3 protein-coding genes and 1 pseudogene are annotated in these 7,066 nt (G+C 38.5%); 2 read left to right on the top strand and 2 right to left on the bottom strand.

Annotated elements, in window-relative coordinates:
* Positions 1-586: IS3 family transposase (locus I2F62_RS12670; RefSeq protein WP_324627356.1), on the top strand; the 586-nt coding region annotated here is incomplete at its 5' end.
* Between the two features lie 38 nt (positions 587-624).
* Here I2F62_RS12670 and I2F62_RS12665 read toward each other — a convergent pair.
* Positions 625-756: pseudogene (locus I2F62_RS12665) on the bottom strand (Arm DNA-binding domain-containing protein); the annotation flags it as partial.
* A gap of 329 nt (positions 757-1,085) precedes the next feature.
* Here I2F62_RS12665 and I2F62_RS12660 point away from each other — a divergent pair.
* Positions 1,086-2,366 carry a tyrosine-type recombinase/integrase gene (locus I2F62_RS12660; RefSeq protein ID WP_324627355.1) on the top strand — a complete coding sequence of 427 codons (1,281 nt, stop codon included), beginning with the start codon at positions 1,086-1,088 and terminating at the stop codon, positions 2,364-2,366.
* A gap of 246 nt (positions 2,367-2,612) precedes the next feature.
* On the opposite strand, the gene I2F62_RS12655 is transcribed toward I2F62_RS12660, so the two are convergent.
* The coding region (locus I2F62_RS12655; protein ID WP_324627354.1) for a calcium-binding protein at positions 2,613-7,066 on the bottom strand (4,454 nt) is incomplete at its 5' end.

The following is a 7,066-nucleotide window of genomic DNA, read 5'->3' as shown; positions in this document are numbered from 1 at the left end:
AACTACACGTAGCCGTGATGATCAAAAACGTGCAGATGATTTAGTGAAACGTGATTTTACGGCACAACACCCGAATAACCTTTGGGTGGCTGACTTCACCTATATTCAGACCAATTCAGGCTGGGTCTATACGGCATTTATTATTGATGTATTTTCACGAGCAATCGTAGGCTGGAAAGTTTCAACACGTATGAATACGAATATGGTGCTCGATGCATTAGAGCAAGCATTACATGATCGAGGTATGCCAAAGAATGTGATTCATCACTCCGATCGAGGCGTGCAATATTTATCGATTCGCTATACCAATCGCCTAGAGGCAGCGAATGTAAAAGCTTCTGTCGGTACTACAGGTGATTCATACGATAATGCTTTGGCTGAAACAGTGAATGGTTTATACAAAATGGAGGTGATTGAATATTTGAAATCTGATTGGACGGGTCTATCCGATGTTGAACTGGCAACATTGAATTGGGTGGATTGGTTTAATAAAAAACGGCTACATAGTGCAATTGGATATGTATCACCATTTGAATATGAAGCGATGTACTATGCTAAGATAAATCCGTTAGGTCAGGTGGCCTAACTTAGATAAAATGTCTCCGATAAATCCGGTACGGTTCAGTATTTGCTACCGGTGGTATCAATACGTAGGTAAAGATTACCTCCATCTGGAAGCTTATACATTTTATCAGGGTTTGCTTTTGCTTTTTTAACCTGTAAAGCAGTCAGTTTATTAATTCCACGTGCAGTCATAACGTATAAACAAAAAAAATGCAGTAAGAGATCATCTTACTGCATTTTTTACTACTTTATAACTGCTCATTGACGGAGTGTGTCATAGACTGTTATACAGCTTATTTCTAACTTTAACCTTATAAGTCAAATACTTATATAGTGCTAAACAGTGTCAGAAACTTCAATGTGGCGGAAGCGGTGTCCGTATAACAGCAGTCTCACCCTGTCCAATTTAGTACAATAAAAATATATTTATCAATATATTACAAAAATAACAATCCTATTAAGTCTTGTCAAATCCAATCATTTCCAGTATTTTATGTGGGGTATTTTGAGGGGTAATAAATATGCCAAAAAAAGCCAAAGAGCTTTCTGCACTCACTGTAGCAAGAATTAAAGAGACTGGTAGATATTCGGTAGGCGGGGTCGATGGACTCTGTTTAAATATTGAAGGTAACTCCCGTGTTTGGATCTTACGTGTAGTTGTGGGAAAACGGCTAGATAAAGAAGGAAAGTTAAAAGCTCATCGCCGTGATATTGGACTTGGCCCCTATCCTGAAGTTTCTCTAAGCGAAGCACGTACAAAAGCAACTGAATTAAGATTACAAATACGAAGCGGTGTAGATCCGATTGCACATAAACAGGAACAACTTACAAAGCTACATATCCAGAAATTACGTGATAAAACATTCATTGAGTGTGCAAAAGTTGTTATAGCAAATAAAACCCGAGAACTCAAAAATGAAAAACATATTGGTCAATGGACTTCTACATTAGAAACCTATATTTACCCAACTTTAGGTGATATTAGTATTGGCACCATTACTAAAGTTGATATTGCCGAAGTTCTTAGGCCTATCTGGGTTGATAAAAATGAAACAGCTAAACGTATTCGTGGCCGTATAGAAACCATTTTTGATTATGCCAAGGCTATGGGATATTTTGAAGGTGACAACCCAGCTGAATGGAAAGGTAATCTTGAACCTATCCTAGGTAACTTAAAACAAGAATCACGCCCTCACCCATCTCTGCCTTATGAACAGATCTCTGAATTTATCCAGCACTTGAGACAGAAAAAAGGGATTTCACCCAAAGCTCTGGAATTTGCAATTTTAACTGCTTGTCGTTCTGGTGAGATTTTTGGGGCAAAATGGCAGGAAATTGATTTTAGAAATAAAATTTGGATCATCCCTAAAGAACGAATGAAAGCCGATAAGGAACATCGTGTTCCATTATCCCAAGAAGCTATTGTTTTGCTTGAATCAATTCATCAATTTGCCCAGCCTAAAGATTTCATATTTCCTGCACCTCGTAGTGGTGAAATGCTTTCTGATATGTCCTTGACGACATTGATCAAACGGATGCATGAACAGAAACTTAAGGAAAATAGCTTAGGCTATATTGATCCTAAACAAAATCGAGTAATTACCACACATGGTTTTCGTTCTACATTCCGTGACTGGTCAGCCGATAAAACTGACTACCCTCGTGAGGTTTGCGAGCATGTCCTAGCTCATAAACTACCAGATGAAGTAGAAGCTGCTTATTTACGTGGAGCGTATTTAGAGAAACGTAAAAGTTTAATGATTGATTGGGCTGATTTTTGCTATCAAAGTGTCGTCCAATGATGGATTGGATTACTATTGTTTTATAGTTAAATTATTACAAATGCTTAATCTCCTCTGGAATATCTTAAAAAAGAAATATTATAACCGCACTCTTATTTTTCGAATTCTGTCGGATAAAAAGCAGTGCTGAATATTCCCCTTTAAATACCAACCAAATAAACTTCTAAATTTTAAAAACCCCTGCCTAAGCAAGGGTTTCTCTTTTCTAAAAAAATTAAAATTTATAAAAATACAAACATCAAGCTATCAATACATAACAGCCTGATTTATTAGTAAGTCTTGTACAGACAGGTATTCCGACTGATTTGTTAAAACTAAAATATCTTGAGAGCTACTATTTAAATCAGTTCGGACACTTACTGTATTTGATTTAAGATCAGCATCATAAGAAACACCTAGATAATCCTGAATATTTGATGAGTTCACATGGTTACTGTCTAAGAACTCTGATAAATCCAATTTATCCTCAGTTGCCTTGAAATCACTTACATAGTCCACTAAAGTTTCTCCAGAAGAATTCTGAATTAACTTCAGAATATCCTGCCCACCATTTAAAATAAATAACTCACTCACAGTGACATCACTTGTAAATGTATTATTACTGGTGTCTCCAGATATGACAGTATCAACCTCATCTTCAGCATTTAATGGTCTACTAATACCAAACACCTGATAAATTTGGCTCGAAGAAATACTACCTCCTGTCTCGAAGACAAAGCTTTCCACTTCATATGCTCCACCTAAGAAAAAGTTCTTCACAACTACTTGATCTGTTTGACTACCATTTACTTTGAGTATCAAATCATCTCCATACTGAGTTAAATAGTTGCCCACTTGACTAAAGGTAATTCCATTTTTAAAGATGACTTTATCAGTGCCAGATTGCTCAGTAATGGTTAATAACCCAGTAGTGTATTCATACATTGTATTACCAATGACACCTGAAGCTTCAGGCTCAGTTGGATTCTCAGGTTCTGCTGTTGACGGCATGGTCATACCAAAAGCACCAAATATTTGATCAGCAGTAAGTTGACCGCCTATCTCAAACTGGAATGTTTCGACTAAATACTGTCCGCCTAAGAAGAAGTTTTTAATCGTCACTTTATTGGTATTACTACCATCAACTTTAAGAACGAGATCATCACCTGATTTCATCAAATAGTTGCCCACTTGACTAAAGGTAATTCCATTTTTAAAGATGACTTTATCAGTGCCAGATTGCTCAGTAATGGTTAATTCACCATTTGAATAATCATAAACCGTATTTCCAGCAACATTTGATGCTTCAGGATCAGTCGAATTCTCCGGCTCTGGATTAGTTGGTATAGTCATACCAAAAGCACCAAATATTTGTTCTGCAGTAAGTTTACCTCCTGTCTCAAACTGGAATGTCTCGACTAAATACTGCCCACCTAAGAAGAAGTTTTTGACCGTGACTTTGTTGGTATTACTGCCATTTACTTTAAGAACGAGATCATCACCCGATTTAGTTAAATAGTTCCCAACCTGGCTAAAGGTAATTCCATTTTTAAAGATGACCTTATCATTACCAGAGTGTTCCGTGATATTTAACTCCCCACTAGTGTAGTTATAGGTTGTATCCCCTACTACATTTGGTGTCTCTGGCTCAATTGGCACTTCAGGTTCTGGTATTGCCATACCATATGCCGCAAAAATTTGCTCAGCAGACAATTGTTGACCTGTAGTCGTCTGGAAGCTCTCAACTAAATAATCTCCAGCCAAGAAGAAGCTCTTCACTGTAATTTTATTTGCATTACTTCCATTCACTTTAATAATTAAATCATTGCCCGACTTAATCAGATTAGAGCTTATTTGGCTAAAAGTGATTCCACTTGCAAAGACAACTTTATCCACACCAGATTGCTCTGTAATGGTTAGTAAGCCACTGGTATAATTATAAGTTGTATCACCTGTAGAATTTGGTGCTTCTGTACCTCCTGCTGAGGTATTCACCAGAGTTGCAATTTGAGCTGCGGTAATTGTATAACCACCATTCGGCTGTACAGCTGTTATCGCATTTTCACCACCTAAGAAATGATCTTTTACCCGTATAGTTTGATTTGAATTGTTGTCAATCGTAATGAGTAGGTCATTATTTTCTTTGGTGAACTTGATACGATCTACAGTAATTCCTTGATCCATCAACCAGATAACATCAGAACCGCCACCCGTTTGATCAACAACATCATTACCATCTGCAAGGTAATAGTAGTATTTATCATCGCCAGTACCACCATCAAGGATATCATTACCAGCACCTCCAATCAGTGTGTCATTGCCAGCACCGCCAACCAAGGTATCGTTGCCAGCACCAGCATCCAAGTAGTCATTACCTGAGCCTCCTTCCAAACGGTCATTACCTGCTTGCGCCCAAAGCGTATCATTACCATCAAGGCCTTGGATCAGATCATTTCCAGTAGTACCATGAATAGTTTCACCACTAGCTGATCCTTCAAGAACAGTATCATATAGTCCGCCATATTCTTGCGCTTTAATAATACCGTTGATATCTTTTGCTGTAATTGATGCTTGTCCATTAGCATTTACAGAAGAAATCGCCTTCTCACCACCAAGGAAATGATCCACGACTCTCACAGATTGATTGGTGTTTTGATCAATCGTAAGGATTAGGTCATTGCCCTCTTTAGTGAAACCAATACGATTTCGTGTAATACCATAATCCATCAACCAAAGGACATCAACACCGCCACCTGTTTGATTAATTACGTCCGCACCATCAGTCAGATAATAATAATATTTATCATCACCTTCACCGCCATCTAAGTAATCAGTTCCAGCACCACCCATGAGGATATCATTACCCGCACCGCCAGAAAGAACATCATCACCTGCACCACCATAAAGGGTATCGTTACCATCCTCACCATGAAGGGTGTCTACACCTTCATTCCCCTCTATATAGTCGGATCCAGCACCACCATAAAGAGTGTCATTACCTGCTTGTCCCCATAACGTATCATCGCCTAATTGACCATAGACAACATCGTTACCTGCTCCAGCATAAACCTTATCATTACCAGCGCCCAATTCAAAAGTTTCATGAGAATTTCTGTATCCCCATATCTCATCATTGTTCTCTGTACCATGATAAGTCACATGATTTTCAATATAATTATTGTTCCAAACTGTTGTGTCTGCAAATTGAATTTCATTTATCTTATGATGACCACCTATAAAATAATTTTGAATGGTCAACTGATCCGTATTACTTCCATGTTTAATGACTAGATCATTACCGAAACGATGAAAGCCGATGTCCGTTGGAATAATTCCTGCACCTAATCTCAAAATATCGAAGGAAACAGCAACATTATTAAAATTCTGCCCCTCACGACGTTCTATTATTGTGTCTTGACCATCACCTAAATTAAATAGATAGATTTCATTTCCGAATGAGCCATAAATTGTATCGTCGCCCGTACCACCTTGTACGTATACAAAGTTACGCTCTTCTGATTGATTTGGACCCTGTACAACATGATACCCATCAGCATCTTGCATGAATTCATCTTGATTAAAATCATCAACAAAATACTTTTGGTCAACATCAACGACTAGGATGTCATCATCAGCACCACCATCAAGCAGCCCTGCCTCATGAAGCCCCAAACTTGTTATTGCTAAATGGTCTGCACCCTCACCTCCGTACAATTTACCTTGTCCATTAATAATGTCATCGCCTGCTTGACCTTCTAAAACACCTTGTCCAGCTAAAGTATCATTTCCATCACCGCCTAGAAGATGGCCAATACCTTCAATTTCATCATTTCCAGTACCACCATCTAGATAGCCCATCCCATCAATTTTATCGTTGCCACTTCCACCATATACAAAGTACTGGCTTTCTGGTGAATCTGTAGAAACGAAACTACCATTAATCGTGTCATCCCCATCTCCGGCATGAATGGTATCCCTGTCTGTTGTCCCTTCAATGATGTCATTGAGTTCAGTACCTTTTACAGCCTGCACATTGAGGTCAGATTCATTCCATTCGATACCATTATCAAAACGTACACGATTAATTGGTTTATTGGATGAGTTACTAAAGTGAGACTGAACAATCAATTGATCACCCGTAATACGATGATTTATCACCATATCCTGACCAATTTTTCGGATAATTAAATCATTCGGATCAACATTAATAAATACGATTGCATCGATATCTGTTTGATTTTTATTTTCAAACTCAATGATATCTTGCCCCCATCCTAGTTCGAACAGGTAAGTATCATTACCCTGACCACCATTTAAGGTGTCATTGCCTTCTTGTCCATTGAGAACGTCATCACCTTCGCCACCATTTAAGGTATCACTGCCAGTTCCACCTTGAAGCGTATCATTACCTGTCCCACCTTCAAGATGATCATCACCCTCATCTCCAATCAAGGTGTCATTACCTGCGCCACCATAAAGCTGGTCATTCTCTGCACCACCTTCTAAATGGTCATCTCCACCTTCACCATACAGTTTGTCTAAACCAGCACCACCATATAATTGATCAGAGCCTGCATTACCCGTGATGATATCATCGCCAGATTCACCAGAAATTGTACTTCCTGATGCATAGGCTTGAAGAATATCAGCCTCAGCTGTACCTAACAGGACTAACGCTTTAACCGCCTCAACATCTAGGAGAGTGTTGTCAGAGAATTGGA

Source organism: Acinetobacter sp. MD2(2019), from assembly GCF_035615615.1.
In the GTDB taxonomy this organism is placed as follows: Bacteria; Pseudomonadota; Gammaproteobacteria; order Pseudomonadales; family Moraxellaceae; genus Acinetobacter.
The sequence above is the reverse complement of the archived record's forward strand: the minus strand, read 5'-3'. Positions and strand labels throughout refer to the sequence as shown.

Excerpts from the sequence above, each read along its gene's own strand:
- I2F62_RS12660 (WP_324627355.1), top strand. The coding sequence starts at position 1,086 with ATGCCAAAAAAAGCCAAAGAGCTTTCTGCACTCACTGTAGCAAGAATT.